General features: G+C 59.1%; 14 protein-coding genes. 2 read left to right on the forward strand and 12 right to left on the reverse strand.

Annotated features, from left to right (window positions below; all coding sequences use genetic code 11):
- Window positions 1-153: 153 nt before the first annotated feature.
- Complete coding sequence (locus H4N61_RS05630; RefSeq protein WP_169196305.1) at window positions 154-1,092, forward strand: MurR/RpiR family transcriptional regulator; 939 nt, start codon at window positions 154-156, stop codon at window positions 1,090-1,092.
- Window positions 1,093-1,096: 4 nt separating this feature from the next.
- On the forward strand, window positions 1,097-2,557 hold the full coding sequence (locus H4N61_RS05635) for a D-aminoacylase (protein WP_169196306.1): 1,461 nt from the start codon (window positions 1,097-1,099) through the stop codon (window positions 2,555-2,557).
- A gap of 26 nt (window positions 2,558-2,583) precedes the next feature.
- On the opposite strand, the gene H4N61_RS05640 is transcribed toward H4N61_RS05635, so the two are convergent.
- From H4N61_RS05640 to H4N61_RS05695, 12 genes are all read right to left on the reverse strand, one after another.
- Window positions 2,584-3,513 carry a helix-turn-helix domain-containing protein gene (locus H4N61_RS05640; RefSeq protein WP_169196307.1) on the reverse strand — a complete coding sequence of 310 codons (930 nt, stop codon included), beginning with the start codon at window positions 3,511-3,513 and terminating at the stop codon, window positions 2,584-2,586.
- Between the two features lie 307 nt (window positions 3,514-3,820).
- Entirely contained in the window at window positions 3,821-4,597 is a 777-nt protein-coding gene (locus tag H4N61_RS05645; protein ID WP_169196308.1) for a transporter substrate-binding domain-containing protein, read from the reverse strand.
- Between the two features lie 3 nt (window positions 4,598-4,600).
- Window positions 4,601-5,467 (reverse strand): ABC transporter permease, encoded by an 867-nt coding sequence (locus H4N61_RS05650; protein ID WP_248306066.1) that lies wholly within the window; start codon window positions 5,465-5,467, stop codon window positions 4,601-4,603.
- The gene (locus tag H4N61_RS05655; RefSeq protein ID WP_169196309.1) at window positions 5,464-6,459 is read right to left on the reverse strand and encodes an ABC transporter ATP-binding protein; all 996 of its coding nucleotides are present in this window, start codon (window positions 6,457-6,459) and stop codon (window positions 5,464-5,466) included. The genes H4N61_RS05650 and H4N61_RS05655 overlap by 4 nt, the downstream gene beginning before the upstream one ends.
- On the reverse strand, window positions 6,456-7,385 hold the full coding sequence (locus H4N61_RS05660; RefSeq protein ID WP_169196310.1) for a DUF58 domain-containing protein: 930 nt from the start codon (window positions 7,383-7,385) through the stop codon (window positions 6,456-6,458). The genes H4N61_RS05655 and H4N61_RS05660 overlap by 4 nt, the downstream gene beginning before the upstream one ends.
- A complete protein-coding gene (locus H4N61_RS05665) occupies window positions 7,382-8,383 on the reverse strand; it encodes a MoxR family ATPase (RefSeq protein ID WP_248306569.1) in 1,002 nt (333 codons plus the stop codon). Before H4N61_RS05665 ends, H4N61_RS05660 begins: the two co-directional genes overlap by 4 nt.
- Window positions 8,380-12,537 carry a VWA domain-containing protein gene (locus tag H4N61_RS05670; RefSeq protein WP_169196311.1) on the reverse strand — a complete coding sequence of 1,386 codons (4,158 nt, stop codon included), beginning with the start codon at window positions 12,535-12,537 and terminating at the stop codon, window positions 8,380-8,382. The genes H4N61_RS05665 and H4N61_RS05670 overlap by 4 nt, the downstream gene beginning before the upstream one ends.
- A gap of 34 nt (window positions 12,538-12,571) precedes the next feature.
- Window positions 12,572-13,942 (reverse strand): hypothetical protein, encoded by a 1,371-nt coding sequence (locus H4N61_RS05675; protein WP_169196312.1) that lies wholly within the window; start codon window positions 13,940-13,942, stop codon window positions 12,572-12,574.
- Entirely contained in the window at window positions 13,939-14,511 is a 573-nt protein-coding gene (locus H4N61_RS05680; RefSeq protein WP_182395353.1) for a hypothetical protein, read from the reverse strand. The genes H4N61_RS05675 and H4N61_RS05680 overlap by 4 nt, the downstream gene beginning before the upstream one ends.
- Entirely contained in the window at window positions 14,508-15,398 is an 891-nt protein-coding gene (locus H4N61_RS05685) for a transporter substrate-binding domain-containing protein (RefSeq protein ID WP_169196314.1), read from the reverse strand. Before H4N61_RS05685 ends, H4N61_RS05680 begins: the two co-directional genes overlap by 4 nt.
- A 58-nt stretch (window positions 15,399-15,456) precedes the next feature.
- Entirely contained in the window at window positions 15,457-17,220 is a 1,764-nt protein-coding gene (locus tag H4N61_RS05690) for a PQQ-binding-like beta-propeller repeat protein (protein ID WP_169196315.1), read from the reverse strand.
- Window positions 17,221-17,319: 99 nt separating this feature from the next.
- A complete protein-coding gene (locus H4N61_RS05695) occupies window positions 17,320-17,838 on the reverse strand; it encodes a cytochrome c (protein WP_169196316.1) in 519 nt (172 codons plus the stop codon).
- Window positions 17,839-17,901: the final 63 nt, after the last annotated feature.

Raw genomic sequence — 17,901 nt, forward strand, 5'->3', positions numbered from 1 at the left:
GCTAAATCGGCTGTCTGAAACCGAAAATGTTGAAATTTCTCAAGCGTGTTAGTGATGGCTCTGACCACTCAAGCTTCCTGTTTCAAAAATTTCTTGCTTAAAAGTCGGAAGGCTGTAATTCAATTTCATAACAGTGAAGAGGTGTTTGGCCGTATGACTGCTAAGTCGGCGAATGTTGTTCAGTCGGATGTCATTGATATCGTCTCGCGCATGCAGCGCGTGGAGGGCGAGCTGTCCCCAGCCGAGCAGCAGGTTCTTAAAGCCGTGCGCGTCGACTTCGAAGCCACGACGCGAATGACCATCGCTGAACTCGCCAAAGCGGCGGATGTCAGTCAGCCTACCGTGACGCGTTTCTGCCGGTCTATCGGTAGCGCTTCCTTTGCCGATTTTAAGATCAACCTCGCCACGACCTTGACCGTCGCCGCCGCCTATTTGCAGCCAGACCGCCAGTTTGACGATGATGCAGGGCAGCTTGCGCAATCGATCATGTCGCGTGCGATCAACGCCATGCGAGATGCGCTGAATGGGCTCGATACTGACGCCGTAACCCGCGCTATCGCAGCACTATCCAATGCGCGTCGCGTGGATATTTACGGGCAAGGCGGGGGCTCGGCGAGCCTGGTCGAGGACGCAAAACTGCGGCTGTTCCGTATTGGCTTGCCTGTGTCGGCCTATATCGACGGGCATCAGCAACGCATGTCGGCAGCGACCCTGAGCAAGGGTGATGTGGTAATCGCCATTTCGAACAGCGGGCGGTCGAAAGCGGTGGCAGAAGCCGTTCAAATTGCGTCGTCTTTCGGCGCGACGACAATTGCGTTGACCCGACCTGATACGCCCGTGGCAGAGGGCGCCACGATCCTCATTCCAATCGTTATCGCAGAGGACGAAAACGTCCTCGCGCCAACGCCTTCCAGATACGCCCACATGATGGTGATCGATACGATTGCCGCAGGTGTCGCCTCAGAGCGAGGCGCTCAGGCGCGCGAAATCTTGCGGCGCGTTCGATACACGGTCGCCAGCATTGGCATAGCCATTCCCGCGCCATCCACTGACCCAACGATCTTGATGAAGACCATCAAACCGCACGAGTGATCCCATGACCTTGGCCAGCAACAATACGCCCGATTGGGTGTTCCGGAACGCGCGCATCATCGATGGCAAGGGAGGAGCGTCCTATCACGGGGAGTTGGCAATCGTTGGCGACACGATTTCTGCAGTGGGGCCGGTCGGGTCAATTAGCCAGACGGGACGCAATGAAGTCGATCTGGAAGGGCTAGCACTCGCACCTGGTTTTATCGACTCTCATACCCATGATGACCGCATCGTGCTCGATGCGCCGGAAATGCTGCCAAAAATCAGCCAAGGTGTGACCACCGTTGTCGTTGGAAACTGTGGTGTTTCCCTCGCTCCCGTGACTTTTAAGGGCGATCCTCCACCGCCGATGAACCTTTTGGGTGGCAATCGTTCCTATGAATTCGTCACCTTCGCCTCTTACGCGCGGGCGGTGGCCGAGGTTGTACCCGCTGTAAACGTCGCTGCACTGGTCGGCCATTCAGCCCTGCGATTGGCGGTGATGGCTGACGTTAACGCGAAGGCGAGCGACAGCGAGATCGAGCGCATGGGTGCATTGCTATCCGAGGCAATGGAAAATGGGGCAGTGGGGTGGTCGACAGGCCTGTTCTATCCCACAAATGCAGCAGCAGATGCTGACGAGGTATCCCGGTTGGGGCGCTATGTTGCGCGACACAGCGGTGTCTACGCGACCCACATGCGCGACGAATTCGAGCATGTTCTAGAGAGCATCGATGAGTCTGCTGACACCGCTAAAGCGGCGGGTACAGCATTGGTCATCTCGCATCATAAATGTGCGGGGGTCGAGAACTGGGGGCGATCGCAGCAGACACTGCCCAAGATTACGCGATTGGCCCAAGATCAGACGATTAATATCGACGTTTACCCCTATGCGGCTGGCTCGACCAATCTGCGCGCGGATCTGATCACCGATACATATCCGATCATGATCTCGTGGTCCGGGCCGCATCCGGAAATGACGGGTCGTTACCTTATCGACATTGCCGCAGAGTGGGGCCTCGACCTGAGTTCCGCTGCCGCGAAGCTGCAACCTGCAGGTGCGATTTACTTTCAGATGGATGAAGCCGATGTGCGGCGTGTCCTCGCCTCGCCGCTCTCGATGATCGGTTCGGACGGTTTACCGCATGACGTCCATCCGCATCCGCGTTTGTGGGGAACATTCCCGCGCGTACTGGGGCACTATGCACGAGACGAGAATTTGTTCGATCTGGAGACTGCGGTCCACAAGATGACGGGCAAGACTGCAAAGGTCTTCGGGCTGACGCGGCGCGGTCAGCTCAAAGCCGGTTGCTTTGCCGACCTCGTCGCATTCCGCCCGGACGCCATTGCGGATTTGGCGACATACGAAAAGCCAGTCCAACAATCGGTTGGCATCGAACTGGTCATGGTGAATGGCAAAATGAGCTTTGGCCAAAGTGGTGCGTCGGTCACGCGTGCTGGACGACTTGTCTACCGCGACAGGTAATGGTGTTTCTTGGGCCGGTGGTGGAGTTACGAGGCGACGTGCAATCTGAGCACAATGTCCTGATCGTAATTGCCAAAACCCTTGCCAAAAATATTGATGCCGCCGGGATGCTTGGCGTCGTCTTTGACCGCGATGCGTAAGCGGATCGAGTGGTGCGTGTCCAAATCAAGGTCGGCCATCGACACCGGCGAGATTTTCATCCCGTCAACGTAAGTGCCGGCGGCTGTCACGCGCCAGCTTTTCAGCTTGCCATATTGGCTGCCCTTAAGCTTCCACCAGTCGGGCGTGTAGACGCCTCGTTTGTCGCCATAGTCGCCAGTCGACATCCAAGTGCCGATTTCGATGCCATTGATCGAAAGGGTAATGTCGCTTGGCCAATCGGCGGATGTGCCTGGCACCTCGGAGCTAAGCTCGATTGCGAACTCTAGGGTTTCTACGGTTGTTTTGGAGAGGCGGGCATTATTGGGAAATTGGTATTCTAGATAGCCGCGCGTGAACCATATCAGTCCGGCCTTCATGCGGTCGGGGTCGAGGAATGTGTCTGGCACGTCCAAGAGCCCAATGATGCTTTCCGTAGAACACAATCCGCATGGCGCCGTGACCTCACAACTGGTGTAAAGCCCCAAGGGCATGGACACTTCTATGACGCTGTCACGCTTGTCACTTTTGTCCTCGTTGAACATGACGAGGATCTCGTCAAAAGTGGAGTGGCAGATCTTTTGATTGCCCTTCCGTGCCTTTTGCGTTTCGAGCCGCAAGAGGCCTGCGGCCTCTAAGATTTGCACATTTGTGGAGACGGTCGATTGCGGTAGGCCCAAGTGGTCGGCAATGTCGTTGCCATTGAGTGGGCCTTCGGTCCGCAAAAGTTTCAAGATTTTGACGCGAATAGGGGAGGCTAAGCCTCTGATGATGTCTTGGCCTTCTTCCGGGTCAACCACTAGAAAATTGCGGCTCATCAGGTCCTCGTGGCCCAGATCGGCGAATGTATATCAGATAGACTGATACGTATTGGCTGGCAACTCTGGCGCGGGCTTGCCGCTAAAACAAAAGAGACGCGCGCCGCTCCAGACGCACGTCCCTTCTGCGCGGCCATACTTCGGTGAGGATGGCCAGCTATTACCTACCCTTTGTGTCCCTCAGAAAACTGATAACGCAGGTTTTTGGCCGTGGCTCTGTCGATCGTGACTCGGTCGTGAGCCTGGCCAATCCGTCAAATGGCGACTAACCCCTTTGACGGTGTAGGTAACGTATTCCGTTCGTCCGTTATCGGACTGTCAGACCGTAGTTCTCCGCCAGTTTTGCAACCGTGCCATCTGCCTTGAGGTCAGCAAGTGTTGCGTCCATTTGACGGCGTAGGGTTGTGTCACCCTTCCAGAAACCGAAGCTCAGCCCTGTGGCCGCGGGACCGTTTGGGACGGGGCTGAGGCTGAACTCGCTCGTGTCAAAATGGGCGGCCGCGATCGTGCTTTCGGTGATTGCAGAGCTGATTTCGCCTTGGGTGAAAGCTTCGACTAAGTCCTCGACGTTTTGCATTGGCAGAGCGTCGACACCGTCCCGAATAAGGCTTTGAGCCAGCGCGACGCGATCCAGCGCGAAGGTGCCCGGTGCGAAAGCAACGCTCTCGGGTGGCCACGCTGCCTCGCCTTTGTGAACCCATGTCCATTCGCTCAAAAGGTAAGGGGCGGTTAGCTCTAAAAGGCTTCTGCTCCAAACATTATCGCGGATGCCGCCAACAATAACGCGGCAGTTGGCGCGCGAAATCCGCCAGTTGGTCGGATTGTATTCCCGGTTCATCGCCGCGTTCTGTGTCACCGTGATGGTGAGACCCATCCGATTGGCCGCTTCCCGGAGCAGCTCGATCTCAAAGCCCGGCTTCTCGCGGTCGCGCGTGACAAGGGGGCCCATCTCACGCGGGGCGCAAACGGTGAGGCGTTCAGCCTGATGAATTTCAGACCAAGACTCGTCGGACGGCAGAAAGCTAACGCCGAACAGAATGGCGAAAGACACTGTGAGCGGTACGAGGGGGCGAAGAGAGATCATCGCCTATACCTTGCGGAATTCGTACATGGCGACGAGAAAGAGAACGATAGCCATGCCGCCCGCGACCTGCCAGCCCAGCATAAGGGGGAAGGAGTGAAAGCCGATGAGGATGCCGCGTAAGCTATCGACAGCATACGTAATCGGATTGGCTTCAACCAGCGCCACGAGCCAGCGCGGATAGACGACCAACGTCTGAGCACGAGTAAGAGCCGGATCAAGCGGAAACACCGAGGACGAGGTGAAGTAGAGCGGGAGCACGAGCGCGTTTGAAAACACGCCAAAGCCCTCAAACCCTTTCACATGGTTGGCAATGACGATGCCAAGCGATGTCATGCCAAAGGAGATGACGAACATCAGTCCCAAGGCGGCAATGAAGTCCTCCAAGCTGATGTGGATATTGGCAAAGCGCGCTACGGCCAAAACCAGCATGCCGTGAACCACAGCTGTGGTGGCTCCGCCTAAGACTTTGCCCAAAAGGATGAAATTGCGCGGCAGCGGCGAGACGAGAACTTCACGCAGGAAGCCAAACTCACGATCCCAGATTAACGAAACCGCCGATTGGATGGAGGTGTAGAGGATGTTGAGGACGATCACGCCGGGAAAGATGTACTGCAAATAGGTGAAGGGGACGATGAACTTAACGTCGCCCATGACTTCGCCCCGGAAGAACGGGTTGAGGCCAACGCCGAGAATAAGCACCCAGAGGAGCGGCCGAGAGACGCCACCGATCAGCTGTCCGCGATCGGTGAGTGAGCGCTTTACTTCGCGCCACCAAATGACCTGCACACCGCAAGCGATGTCCCACATATTGCGCAAGGCCGAAGGATTGTACTGACGGCGCGCGCGCGGAGTTGGGGTTTTCTGGCTCATTTGCGAGCTCCTTTGCCAGCGGGCTTGCCGCGTCCAGAGTTCGGTGCTTCTTCGCGCAAAGCGCGGCCGGTGAGGCTGAGGAAGACACTTTCGAGGCTTGGCGGTTCAAGGGTAGCCAGCGCAACTTTGCCACGCAGGGCGGCAAGCGCAGCCTCAGCTTCAGGTAGAGAGGCGAAGCGTACGAGCATCTGGCCGTCGGGCATTGTCATGGCGTCGGGGTGAGCAGAAACAATAGCTTGGCGGCCAGCGCTGCCTTCCGGCTGCAACCGCAAGAGCGTCGTGCCATGCTTGGCTTTTAGATCTGCCGGCGTGCCCTCAACGAGGATTTTGCCACGGTCGATGACACAGACGTCGTCGGCTTCTGCCACTTCGTCGATGTAGTGCGTGGTGACGACAACCGTCAGTCCGGTCTGCTCACGCAAGTCCGTGAGGTGCTGCCAGATATTGGCGCGGGACTGGGGGTCGAGACCAACAGTGGGTTCATCCATAAAGAGAATTTCTGGGTCGTGGAGCAGGCCGCGAGCGATCTCGAGGCGGCGCTTCATACCCGCGGAAAGGGCGCGTACGGGCGCTTTGCGCCATTCTTCCAAGCGGACGAGTTCGAGCATTTCATCAATGCGGCGATTGCGTTCGGAACGCCCCATGGCGTGAACGCGCGCGTGAAAGTCGAGGTTGTCGAAAACCGACAGTCGTGTGTCCAGCGTAGAGTTCTGAAATATAACGCCAATCCGGCGACGCACGTCGCGCGGGTGCCGTGCCACGTCGATCCCCGCGACGACAGCACGCCCGGCAACTGGCTTGCGAATGGTCGAGACAATATCGATGAGCGTCGACTTGCCTGCGCCATTGGGGCCGATCAGGGCAAAGAGGCTACCGTTAGGAACGGTGAGGCTGACATTGTCCAAAGCCAGGGTGCGGCCATAGCGCTGGGAGATGCCGTCCACAACAATAGCGGCGTTATCACTGACGGGCGCTGACGAAGATTGGGTCATGCGATGACTCCTGCTTGAGGCAAGGTCTCAAAACACAGTGTGCTGAGACTGTCCTCGGCATGCAGAGTGAGGAAAATATTGCGTGGGTTTACCGCGGTGCGGAGCGATAGCTGCAATGTATCAAGGGCTTGCCTGTATTGGCTAAGCATTGTTTCGTCGATGGTTATGTCGCGCTCATGCCCCGTTTCTGCGTCGACAAAGCGGTGAACGCCTTCGCCATAGGCACCGGGATCACGCTCGACAGCGCTAAGTATTTGAAGGGCGGCTATACTCGCTGGAGTGGCTGCCAAACTGCCCAAACTCTGCGCCGCGCCGGGTTCCCAGAAATCTGAAAGCACGATGCAGACCGAGCCTGCATCGGCCGTTGCACGAAGAGATTCAATGCTTTGGGCAAGGCTAGACAGCGCTGGCCTTGGTTCGCCGACTTCACGGTCGTGGACTGGCCTTAGGTCTGTTTGCGCGAATGCGAACAGCTCTGGTGCTCGGCTGCGGCCCTGCCAAACGGGGGAGCGACGGATCGAATTGTCGCCCTCTAAGACGAGTATTTGAACGCGATCTTGACCGACTAGCGCGACAAAACCGAGGGCTGATGCCAGGGCTGAGGCAAGGCGAGCCTTCGCAGGAACGCTGACCATAGAAGGGGTTAGGTCGAGAACAATGGTAACAAGGAGCTGACGACGTTGCACATAGCTACGGGTCAGCGGCGCGCCAAGGGCTAGGCTGCGCGGATCAACATGGCGCAGATCATCACCAGCGCGATAGGCGCGGTATTCGGCAAACTCCATGCCCGCGCCGCTCGTTTTTGATTGACGCTCGCCAACACCGCGCGTGGCCCGTGAAGAGCCCGCTACGATGTGCATTGCTGAAAGCTGATCCATCAATGCAGGCGTGAGTGCCGCCTGCGCTTGATTTGCCTCTAAGCTCATGAAATCGAACCGAGATGTTTGTCAAAGAGGCGGTTGAGCAGCTTGGTCACGGCCAGCGGATCTGCCTTGGCTTCAAAGCGAGCGTGGAGGCGATGGAGCACGGTCGGGCCCATGACAGCACGGAGGTCCTCTACGGCAACGTGGTTGCGACCGGCGAGGAAAGCGTGGGCCTTCGCCCCGAGGAGCATTGACTGGGCCCCACGTGGGCTGATGCCATAGCGCAGAATGCGATTGGCTTCGGCATCGCTATCGGGGCTGCCCGGCTGGGTTGCTGTCGCGAGTTTGGCGACGGCCAGCGGGATGGAGGAGTGAACTGGCATGTCGCGGACCAGCGCACGCAGGATAAGAATTTGCTCAGGCGTTAGAACAGCTTGTAGCTTTGGCTTCTCGGTGCCGGTGGTGGCAATGAGGATTTCAGCGAGACTTTCCGGGCTCGGGTATTTGACCTCAATGCGCAGCATGAAGCGGTCAACCTGCGCCTCGGGGAGGGTGTAAGTCCCTTCCATTTCAATCGGGTTTTGGGTCGCGAGAACTGTGAATGGCTGCGGCAGCTGTTCGGTTCGGCCATTGTGAGAAATGGCCCCGTCCTGCATCGCTTCGAGCAAGGCGGACTGGGTGCGTGGGGTGGCGCGGTTGATTTCGTCGGCCAACAGGAGCTGGGTGAAAATCGGGCCCTTCTGGTAGTCGACGCGGGGGCGGCCGGTCTCGTCTTCAACCAGTGTCATGCCGCCAGTGATGTCGGCGGGCATAAGGTCAGGTGTGAACTGAATGCGCGCGAAATCGAGCCCGGTTGCAGCGTGAAGGCTTTGAACGAGAAGAGTTTTCCCGGTTCCCGGAGGACCTTCAAGGAGAACGTGGCCGCCTGAGATAATGCCGATCAGGGTTAGCAAAATGGTCTCGTCCTGACCGCGCACGGCCTTGGCAATCTCACTGCGTGCAGCGCTGAGGGCAGTGCGGAGCGTTTCAATATCTGAAGCAATTGGGGCGTGAGCGGTCACGATGCCAGTCCTTGATTGGTGGGGGCTTGCATACCGGCCTTGGCGCGGGGGCGCGGGGGACGCATGTAGAAGAATAGGGTGATGAGGAAGGCGAGGAGCGCCAGGGCAGTCCAAGGCGTCGTGAGGCCGGGGACAAGGCGCAGGGCCATGCCTTCGGGGGCTTTTTCGATGCCGCCAACAAAGCGTGGCGCGACGTCTGAAATTGGCTCTGCCCAGTAGGCTCGATTGATGAAGGTGGCAGATTCTGCAATTAAATCAGAGGCATCGCGTGCGGCCGCGCCGAGACGCTTCGGCGGGGCGATAGCGACGCGGGCGTGAATGCGGCCGGTTTTCTCGGTGAGAATATTGGCCGTATAGGTGCCGGGCGCAGTTTCTTGCAAAGCGATGTGTTGGACCGCTCCATCGGCGAAGGTCACTTCGGCGATGGGGGCGAGACCAAATCGTGGCGCGCCTTCATCGTCCAAAACGTCGAGCGTAAGCGCAATGGTTTCGCCTTGGCCTCGAATGGCCAAAAATGGGCCGCTGGCCGGCACTATTGGGCGTATCTGGCGCAAAACATGGGCCCAGAAGGGGCCTATGGTGGCGTCATTTCGCCAGTTCCGGGTCCATTCACCGGTGGCGTCACTGGCAAAAGCGAGAACGGAACCATTGCCATAACGCCAACTGGCCATGAGGGGCGCTTCTTCGCCCTCGGCATTGGTCGAGGTCATGCTGACGAGTGCTTCCGGCTTTTCGGTGGTGAGCACCAAGCCAGAGATACTCGGCGGGGTCGCGGACAAGCCGCGCATCAGATCGGCGCTGAGCTGTTTAACGCGCGGCTGTTCAACGCCCTCACGTACGGGCGAGGACAGCAGCATAGCCTCTTGCGAGAGGATGGAGGGTAAACTTGCGAAGTCGTCGGAGGCGTGGACCGAACCGCCACCCGCTTGCGCGATTTCGATGACGGCACGGGTATCGGCTTCGGTGCCGACAGCGACGGCCGACACGGTAATGCCTTGGTCGCGCATTTGGCCAGCGATCCCAGCGAAATCGCCGGGAAGGCTAAGACCATCGGACATGACAATCATGTGGCGCGCTTGCGCTTCGGAATTTTGAAGCAGACCCCAGCCAGCTTCGAGACCGGGCACGATGGCAGTGCCGCCGCCGGTATCGACCTCGGCGAGGGCTGCGCGAATGGCATCGCTCTCGCTTGCAGCAGTGAGCGGGAGAATGACCCGGGCTTCGGTGTCGAAGACCACAATGCCGACCTGGCTGGCCGGATTGAGCAGCTCAATTGCGCCAGCTGTTGCCTGCCGTGCGAGTTCAAGGCGCGTGCCACTACCAACGGTCTGGTTCATGCTGCCTGAACGGTCGAGCACAAACACCATTGTCACCTCTGGCGCTTCGCGGGGGACGCGGGCCGAAAGAGGGGAGAGGTTCTCAAATGGCGTGGCGTAATAGCCGCCGGGTCCAAAGGCCTTGTTGCCGCCTAGGGCGATGAGGCCAAGGCCGTGTTCGGAGACTGCTGTTTCAACCAGACCAGCTTCGCGGGAGGTAATCGCGCGCGCAGGCATGTTCACGAGAACCACGGCGTCATAGTTCAGCCAACCGCGCAGATAGTCCGGTGCTGAAGCCGGGTCGAGTACGGCGACGTCCGCTTCCGTGTGGCCGGGCAGCGCCATTTCGGCAAAGGCCTCGCCGTGCGAGAGGGCAGGCGCGAGGACAAGAATAGGGCGACCGGCACGGGCCGTGGTGATCGCCGACATTTTGCTGGCGAAGCCGCGCTCGGTGGAGACGTTGACCGTAAAGAGAGTTTCGCCCAATGCCAGCGGAGGGAGTTCAGTCTCAATCCGGTTCATGCCCGGCAAGAGGGCGATGTTTTCTGCGGCAAGCTGGGTGCCGTTGGCATGGAAGGAAACTTCCGCGGGGAGTTCCACGGGAGTGCTGACGAGAGCCGTTAGCACAATGCGATCGCCGGGCTTGGCGTCGGCGGGGACGGCGATCGCTACGAGTTCAGGCTGCTGTGTTTCTGGCACTGAGGCATCAGTGTGGGTGATGGCGGTCCGACCGGATAAGGCAGAGCTGTTGCTTGCCGACATCTCGGTGCGGATCGGTGCGCTGATGGTGATCGCTGCGTGTTGATGGGGCGGAACGAGCGCTTCAGCGAGGGCGAGAGCAGGGCCCAAATGAGTTACGCGCGTGGCGGGCTGTGCGGAGGTATCTGATGACGCTAAGCGCGGAACTGGCCCGGCAGCAATTGTCGTGGTGCCCGGCACTGACGCCGCGCCCTGAGGAGCGATGGTCACAGCAACACTGCGCACGAATGGCAAAGGCAAAGCGACGCCGATCACTGCAGCACCCAGCAGAGCCATGGGTATGAGAGCGGTCAGCGAGCGTCGGCCGCTTTTGCGATAGCGGAGGGCTGCATCGGCAGCCATGAGGGCCAAGGCGAGTAGGATCAGCCAAGGCATCAATGCCAAGGGAGCCGACCCAGAATTTGGGTCAACATTTTCAGCGGAAACTGCTGGTGCGCGGCTCGGAGCGGCGTTTATGGCAATGAACTGGCCAGTCTCGGAGGTGAAGACGCCAGCGTTGCTTGGGATGAATGCAGCGGCTGAGACCGAGAACGGCTCCGCGCCCGTTACGGAGGTGTACGACCCAAGCTGTGCGCCACAGGTCAAACCGACCTGACAGTTGAGCAGCGGCATGCCGGCGAGGCCAAGCCAATCGGTGATCTGGCCCGAAAGGAGCGGCAGAACATCTGAGCCCTTCCAGTCAACTGTGCGCGGGTCAAAACGGACGAAGAGATCGCGATAGGTTTCTCGCTCGATTGTTGCGAGGAGCGGAAGGGTATTGCCGGCAACCAAGACTTCGGCACCAGCCGGGAGCGAACGCGTGGACACCTGAGCATAGTCGGGAATATGCCAATCCAGCCCACGGGTGAGGGGATGTACCGGGTGCCAGTAATCAGCGTCATGTGCTGCGGCAGTGGCGTCGCTGATTTCAGCAACTCCGGCAGAGCCAAGCCAGATTGTGTGCGCGGCGGGCGCATTTGGAAGTGTGAGATTATCGACCACGACGAGAGCAAACTCGCTGAGGCCCGACGGCAGCTCTGAGGTTTTGAAAACCTCAACATTGTCTTGCGCCAGCAATGCGCGAATGAGCGGCTGATCGGCGCTGGTCGGCTCGGCAACATAGAGAACACGCTGCGGCACTGAGCTCGTGGTTAGCGTGTAGTGGGTCGAGCCCGCCCAAGGTTGTGTATCTTCGGCTGAGACGCTGACGGTGATCAGGCCCAGATCCTTGAGGGTGATGGTTTCGTCGATTGACGAAACGCCATCGACAAACTTGAGACGGAAACTGGTCCACGGAAGGGGTTGATGTTCGCCAATGTCAACGAGGCTGGTGAAGCCAATTTCGAGGCGCGCTTCTTCTACTGTGGCTGCCGCGGTTGCGCCGCCCTGAATGCGCCACTTACCGTCTGGTGTGGGCGATAGACGCAGATCAAGACGCGGCGCGAGGGCTGGAAGCGTGATTGGCGTGTGCTCAAAGCTTGGCAAGGCTTCATCCGAACGAAGCGCCTGGGGCAGGTGCGCACCGATATAGAGGCCTTCCACCGTCTCATTGGGGAGGAGGGTTTGGCGAATGAGGTCCAGAACTTGCGCGGTGTTTGCGGGACCATCACTTGGCAAGGTGGCAGCGACGAGGGGCGCTGCCATTTCGGGTTCATAAGGATGGCGTGCCGCCAGCAATTGCGGCGCGGGACCCGAGAGAATGATGGAGACACGCTGAGGCGCTGCGCCGTTGCGCGCACGTAAGCTCGACTCTAGATCGGCACGGGCCTTGTCGAATGTGCGCACGCCATCGGTCGAGACATTCATCTCGGCGGAGCCATCGAGAACGACCACTAAATGGTCAGCCGGACGCGCGCCGAGGAAAGGCTGCGCGAGCGCCAGGACGAGTGCGGCGAAGGCTGCCAGTTGCAAGAACAGCAGGGCCGAAGGCTTGGGCAGGCGGCGGCGACGCTTGGACACGCCCGCCATGTCTGGCAGGGAGAGCCAAATTTGCATGCTGGGCACGATGCGACGCACAGGCTGGGTGCTGTGCAGCCATATGATCAGTGCGCCAAGCGCGAGAAGGAGGAGCATCGCGGGAGCGAGAATGCCTGGGGTCACGACGTAATGGTCCCGGATAGTCTAGGGAGAGAGTTCATTCCGACACCTTCTCGAAATAACGCGACAAGGTAGATCGGTGGCTGGCGCTGATGGTTGACCGGGTGACCGGGACAGGCGCATGGGCGCTGACTGTCGCTCCGGCTTCACCTGAACCGGCACCTGCAAGTCCTTGTTCTGACTCAGAAGGGGGCAGGCTGATACGAATGCGACGGCCTGTTTCCTGTGTCGACTGGGGCAGGGAGAAATCTTCTGCTCCGTTGGCGCCAAGGGCAAAGCTTTCGCCCAACAGATCGCTGCTGCCACCACCGGCTTGATCGGCTGGTCCCTTGCCAGAATCCGCCGATGCGCCGACCGCTTCACGAGCCGCGATCTGCAACTGCTTGGGTTCAAGCTTTTGCATCGACATAGCGCCGCTCATCGGCTTGTTGTCGCCTTCGGTGATCTCGCCAAAAGCTTCGGTTTCGTCCAACTGTTCGCCATTGGCTTCCATAATGTTGAGCTGGCGCTGGCGGCGCGCGCTTTCGAGATCATCCAGATTGATCGCGAAAGTATCGTCGCCAGCCTGCTCGGGCGCATTGCGCGGGCCACCGGTGATGGTCGCGCCTGCTGTGCCGTCTTGCGGTTTGCCCGTGATACGATTGTTGTTGAGCCAACTCGGTGGCGTGTCACCGAAAGCGGACTTTGCTTGATCGATCAAGGCGTCAAGCTCAGCCTCAAGCTCTTCGCTGGAGGTCTCCTCGCTGGCATTGGCAACACGCTCTTCGATGGCGCGGGCGAGCGCTTCGAGAATGGGTTCATTTCGGCCAATGGCTTCGCGCTTGAGCTGATCAGCAAGGGACTGCGCGCTGTCGCGAATGTCGTCGGCAGAACGCTCGGACGTCTCGACAACAGGCTGGAGGGACGGCGTGAGGACGGTGTTTTGAAGGGCTAATGCAAGACCGCCGACGAGCAAATTTACGGCCAAAAACACCTGAACGGTCTTGGTGAAATAGGGCCAGAGCTTGGCTTGGTCCAAACCAGATGATGCAGCTCTGGCGTTATCAATCAATGCCTTAGCGACTGAACTCGACTCATCGCGCGAATAGGCTTCGAGCGCTGTGGCGTACCCCAGGCGCATATCGCTTTTGCGGTCGATGGCGAGAGCGAGGTGCTGCGGGTTGGCGAGGCGGCGCCAATCGGACGACAGAACAACGCCGAGGCCTATACCAGCAAAGGCTGCTGCGCTCATGAATTGGTTGAGCGGCGACAGGCCTTGCTGACCGAGCAGGCGTAGACCCGTATCGACCGCCAAAACGATCGACATTGCAGAGGTTGCACCAATGCAGGCCGCTGCAAACAAGCGCAGCTTGAGCCTCGACCGACCTTGGACGAGGGGCTGGAGAATTGGGTCGGCTGACGCGTTCATCGCCACACCCAAAGTTTGATCGCAAAGGCCAGAGCGAGCGTCAGTGCGGAAAGCCAGGTGGTGGGCAGACGCAGGCGGGCGGGCAGATAGGGCTGCACGATGTGCGCAGCGGTCAGAGCGAAGAGCGGCAGGAGATTAAAACCAGCGATGCGATCTGAGAGGCGGGTGAAGGAGAAAAGCCAGGCTTCCGCAAACTGCAGTAAATCGGGCGGGGTGATGGCAATGAGGGTGCCGCGATTGGCCATGGCCAGTCGGCCGAGTGCGAAGGTTGCGGCAATGGCGAATAGCGCAGCGGCCGCAATGCCGAAGAGGCGGCCTTTGATGTCATTGGGCCGAATGTCCATGGGCTTGACCCAGCCAAAGCCGGTCACGACCACACCAACCAAGGCGTAAATGTCGATATGAACGCTCGGATCAGCAGTGAGGCGCCCATCGTAGCTCGGTCCACGATCGCCCAGCCACTTGGCTGCCAGCGCCAAGAACAGGCCATGCAGGGCGAGGACGACGACACCAGCACTGGCGTCGTAGAGTATGCGGGTCGGGTGGAGTTCCCATAGGAGCGAGATCATCGCGCTTCGCTCCAGAGAACTTTGTGACGGAGGCCCATTTCCACCAGCGTACCGTTCTCGTCGAGCGCGTTCAGCGCTTCATCGATGAGGACACCCAGAAAACGATCTTCAATGCGAACGGCGGCGCTGACGCCGATGGGATCAACTGGGAAGGGCAGGCGGGCCATGGGATAATAGCCCTCGGGGTTGCCGTCGGTGCCGGCCATAAGCGCGCCTTCCCATATCAGGGCGGCGTCGACTTGATCGGAACTGAGCGCCGCGAAGAGATCCTGATTGGAGCGGAAGCTGACGCGTTCTGGCGTCGTGCCCTTCGCTTGCGTGTTGAAGTAGCTCACAAGGGCAGCGTCGCCTGAAGCTTGACCGTGCACTCCCAAGCGAATGTTGGGACCGAGGTCTTCGAGCGACTTTAGCGCGGGATCGCGCGTGATGCCGATAACATTGGCAGAGATGTAGGGGCGCGACAGACGCAGCCATTCCGGCGAGGCCGCGGACAGGTGCATGCCCAGAACGACGTCGCAATTCTGCGCCATCATGATGAACATCTGATCGTCGGTGAGGCCGAAATAATAATCGAAAATCGAGGGGCGAACCGGGAAGCTGCGCGGGTTGAGTGTATAGGTGCGCACTTCGGTGAGGAGCATCTTGCCGATCTGCTCGGCGAGCTCGGCTTCGAAGGCTGCGATGGGGCCAAAGGGGCGCAGGCAGAAGGAGATGAGATTGCCCTCGTTGCGCGTACGCTCGGTGTAGAGATCACGCGAGACAATATCGAGTTGGGCAAGGGACGGAGCGCTGGTTGCGAGGAATGCGCTGCTGATTACGGCGGCCAAGCAGATGCAACGGCTGGCAAACTTGCGAGCAGACCGCAGCGATAGAGAAAAATAGTGCATTAGGCCGAACGTTCTTGAGGGCGATCGGCGCGGGGTGAGCCGCGCCGATCTGGGAGGATTATTCCTGCGGAAGAGCGAAGACGTGGATCGAAGCGCCGAGTGCACTCATGTCAGTTGGCTTTTCGTTCAGACGGGTTTCGAGGGTCGAACCGTAAGCCGGGTTGCCGGTGACGATTGCAACATACTGCTTGCCGTCGACTTCGTAGGAGACTGGAACGCCCATTGCCGAAGCAGCGAGACGGGTCTTCCAAACCAGATCACCAGTGGTCTGGCTGATGGCCTTCAGGTAGCGGTCAGCGCCACCGGAGAAGAGCAGGTCGCCAGCAGTGGTCAGGAGCGATGCGTAGTTCACCGAATCCTGCTCGTAGCGCCAAACAGTTTCACCGGTTTCCATGTTGATCGCGTCGATACGGCCAGCCTTGTCCATGCCTTCTGGCAGGGAGTAGGTCGAAGTCTGGTTGTACGAGTTGACCGGAATTGGAGCATCCGGACGTGGGGTCATGGTCTGGCACGCGTTGGTCAGCGGTACGAACATAACCTTAGAGGTTGGGTTGTACGCAGTACGCGGCTGGTCACGGCCACCGAGGAAGGTTGGGCAGTGGTAAACGGAGTCGCCACCTTCCTTGTGAACGACGTCTTCGTTGACGGTCACGAGACCGGTTTCGTCGATGTTGTCGATCATGTTCTGGAACGCGGTGTCACGAGCGTAGATGAACTCGCCGGTGACTGCGTCGAACTGCCAAACGGTACCAGTCTTACATGGCACGCCGGTCAGCACGCGGCGTTCGCCGGTTGCAGCCGAGGTGTTGATCGCCTGGAGGGTTTCCATGTCTGCGCTTGGATTGACGTTGAGGGTATCAACGACCATCTCGAAGGTGCATTCCTGATCCCAGTTGTCGCGGGGCAGGGTCTGGTGACGCCAAACGATTTCACCGGTCGATGGCTTAACAGCAAAGCGGGTGTTGGTGCCGTACTGGGTGCCGCCGATGGTGCCGCGCTGAACTTCAGACGCAGGGCCGGTCGAGGTCGAGCCGTAGTAAACGAGGTCGTTGACCGGATCATAGGTCATCTGGCCCCAAGCGCCGGTCATCCAGCGGGATTCGTAAGCCGAACCACCCCAGGTGTCGTCGCCTTCTTCACCTGGCTTCGGGATGAAGTAGTTGCGCCACAGTTCTTCACCGGTCTTCGCATCGTGGCCGGTTACGTAGCAACCAAAGCCCGAGTACTGGCAGGAAGAACCGAGAACGATCACGCCGTTAGCGATGATTGGACCGGAGGAGTTGGAGATGCCTTCATCGCCCTGGCCACGGTCGATGTCGAATGCAACCTGACCAGTACGCATGTCGAGAGCGACGAGGTGGTTGTCCCAAGTGGCGTAGTAAACGTTCTCGCCATAGATGGCGATGCCGCGCTTACGGTCACGGGTGATGGAGTTGAGCTCTTCTGGCTCAGCTTCCATACGGTGGCGGTATTCCCACAGCAGGTCGCCGGTCACGGCGTCGAGCGCCTGCATGACTTCGCCTGGGGTCGCGATGAACATAACGCCGTCATACACCAGTGGTGCAGTCTGGGTCTGGCCGGATTCAATGCCGCGTGCCCAAACCTGAGTCAGGGACTTAACGTTGTCAGCATTGATCTGTTCGAGAGGGGAGTAACCAAAGTTGGATACGTCACGACCATAAGCGAGCCAGTTGCCTGGAGCTACGTTCTGCAGGTCGGCATCGGTGACCGGCTTCAGGTCAGCGAGTTTGTCAGCAAATGCCGGAGCACTCGCCAGAGCGAGCGAAGCGACCGTTGCCATCAGTAGGCGATTGATCTTCATAGGTACCATCCTCTTTTGAAGAATCGTGGTCGACAAATCCCTGCCGCTGGCGCGAATGCGTCAGCGGAGCGATGTCGAAATAGGTGTTTTGAGAGTGGCTTAGTGCCCGTCGTTAAACGGTACCTTGACCTCTTCTTCTTCCTCTTCGCCTTCAGCCTTAGGAGCTGGAGGTGGGAGGTCAGCTGGGGTTTCGATGATTTCGAAGTCACCCAGTTCCTTGATCTTGTACGGCAGCTCAGTTTCGCCTGCTGGTGCGCCATGCAACTCAAGCATGAAAGCGAGAACGTCCGAGTATTCCTTGTTCCGCAGCTTGCCTGGAGCTTCAGGCGGCATCGCCATGATCATGAAGTCCATGACGTCGGCAAGCGTACCGCCCGCCTTGTAATCAAGTGCGCTACCGGTCAGCGGAGGAGCAGCTGGGCCGCCACCACCCTTGGAACCATGGCAGTTCGCGCAGCTATCCATATAGATCTGCTTGCCACGGCTGGCTTGGTCGGCGCTGTAGACGCCTTCGAAGATGTTCTTCGGGCCAACGGTGTAAACGGTGTCCGCCAGTGCGGCAGAGGTTGAGAGTGCCGCGATTAGGCCTGCGACTGCGACAATTTTGGTTCTGGTCATGAGGAGGACCTTCTTGATATTCAAAGGGAATTGCCAAAGCGCAAACCGGTAGTCGTGCCCTCT

The organism is Devosia sp. MC521, assembly GCF_014127105.1.
Lineage (GTDB): Bacteria > Pseudomonadota > Alphaproteobacteria > Rhizobiales > Devosiaceae > Devosia.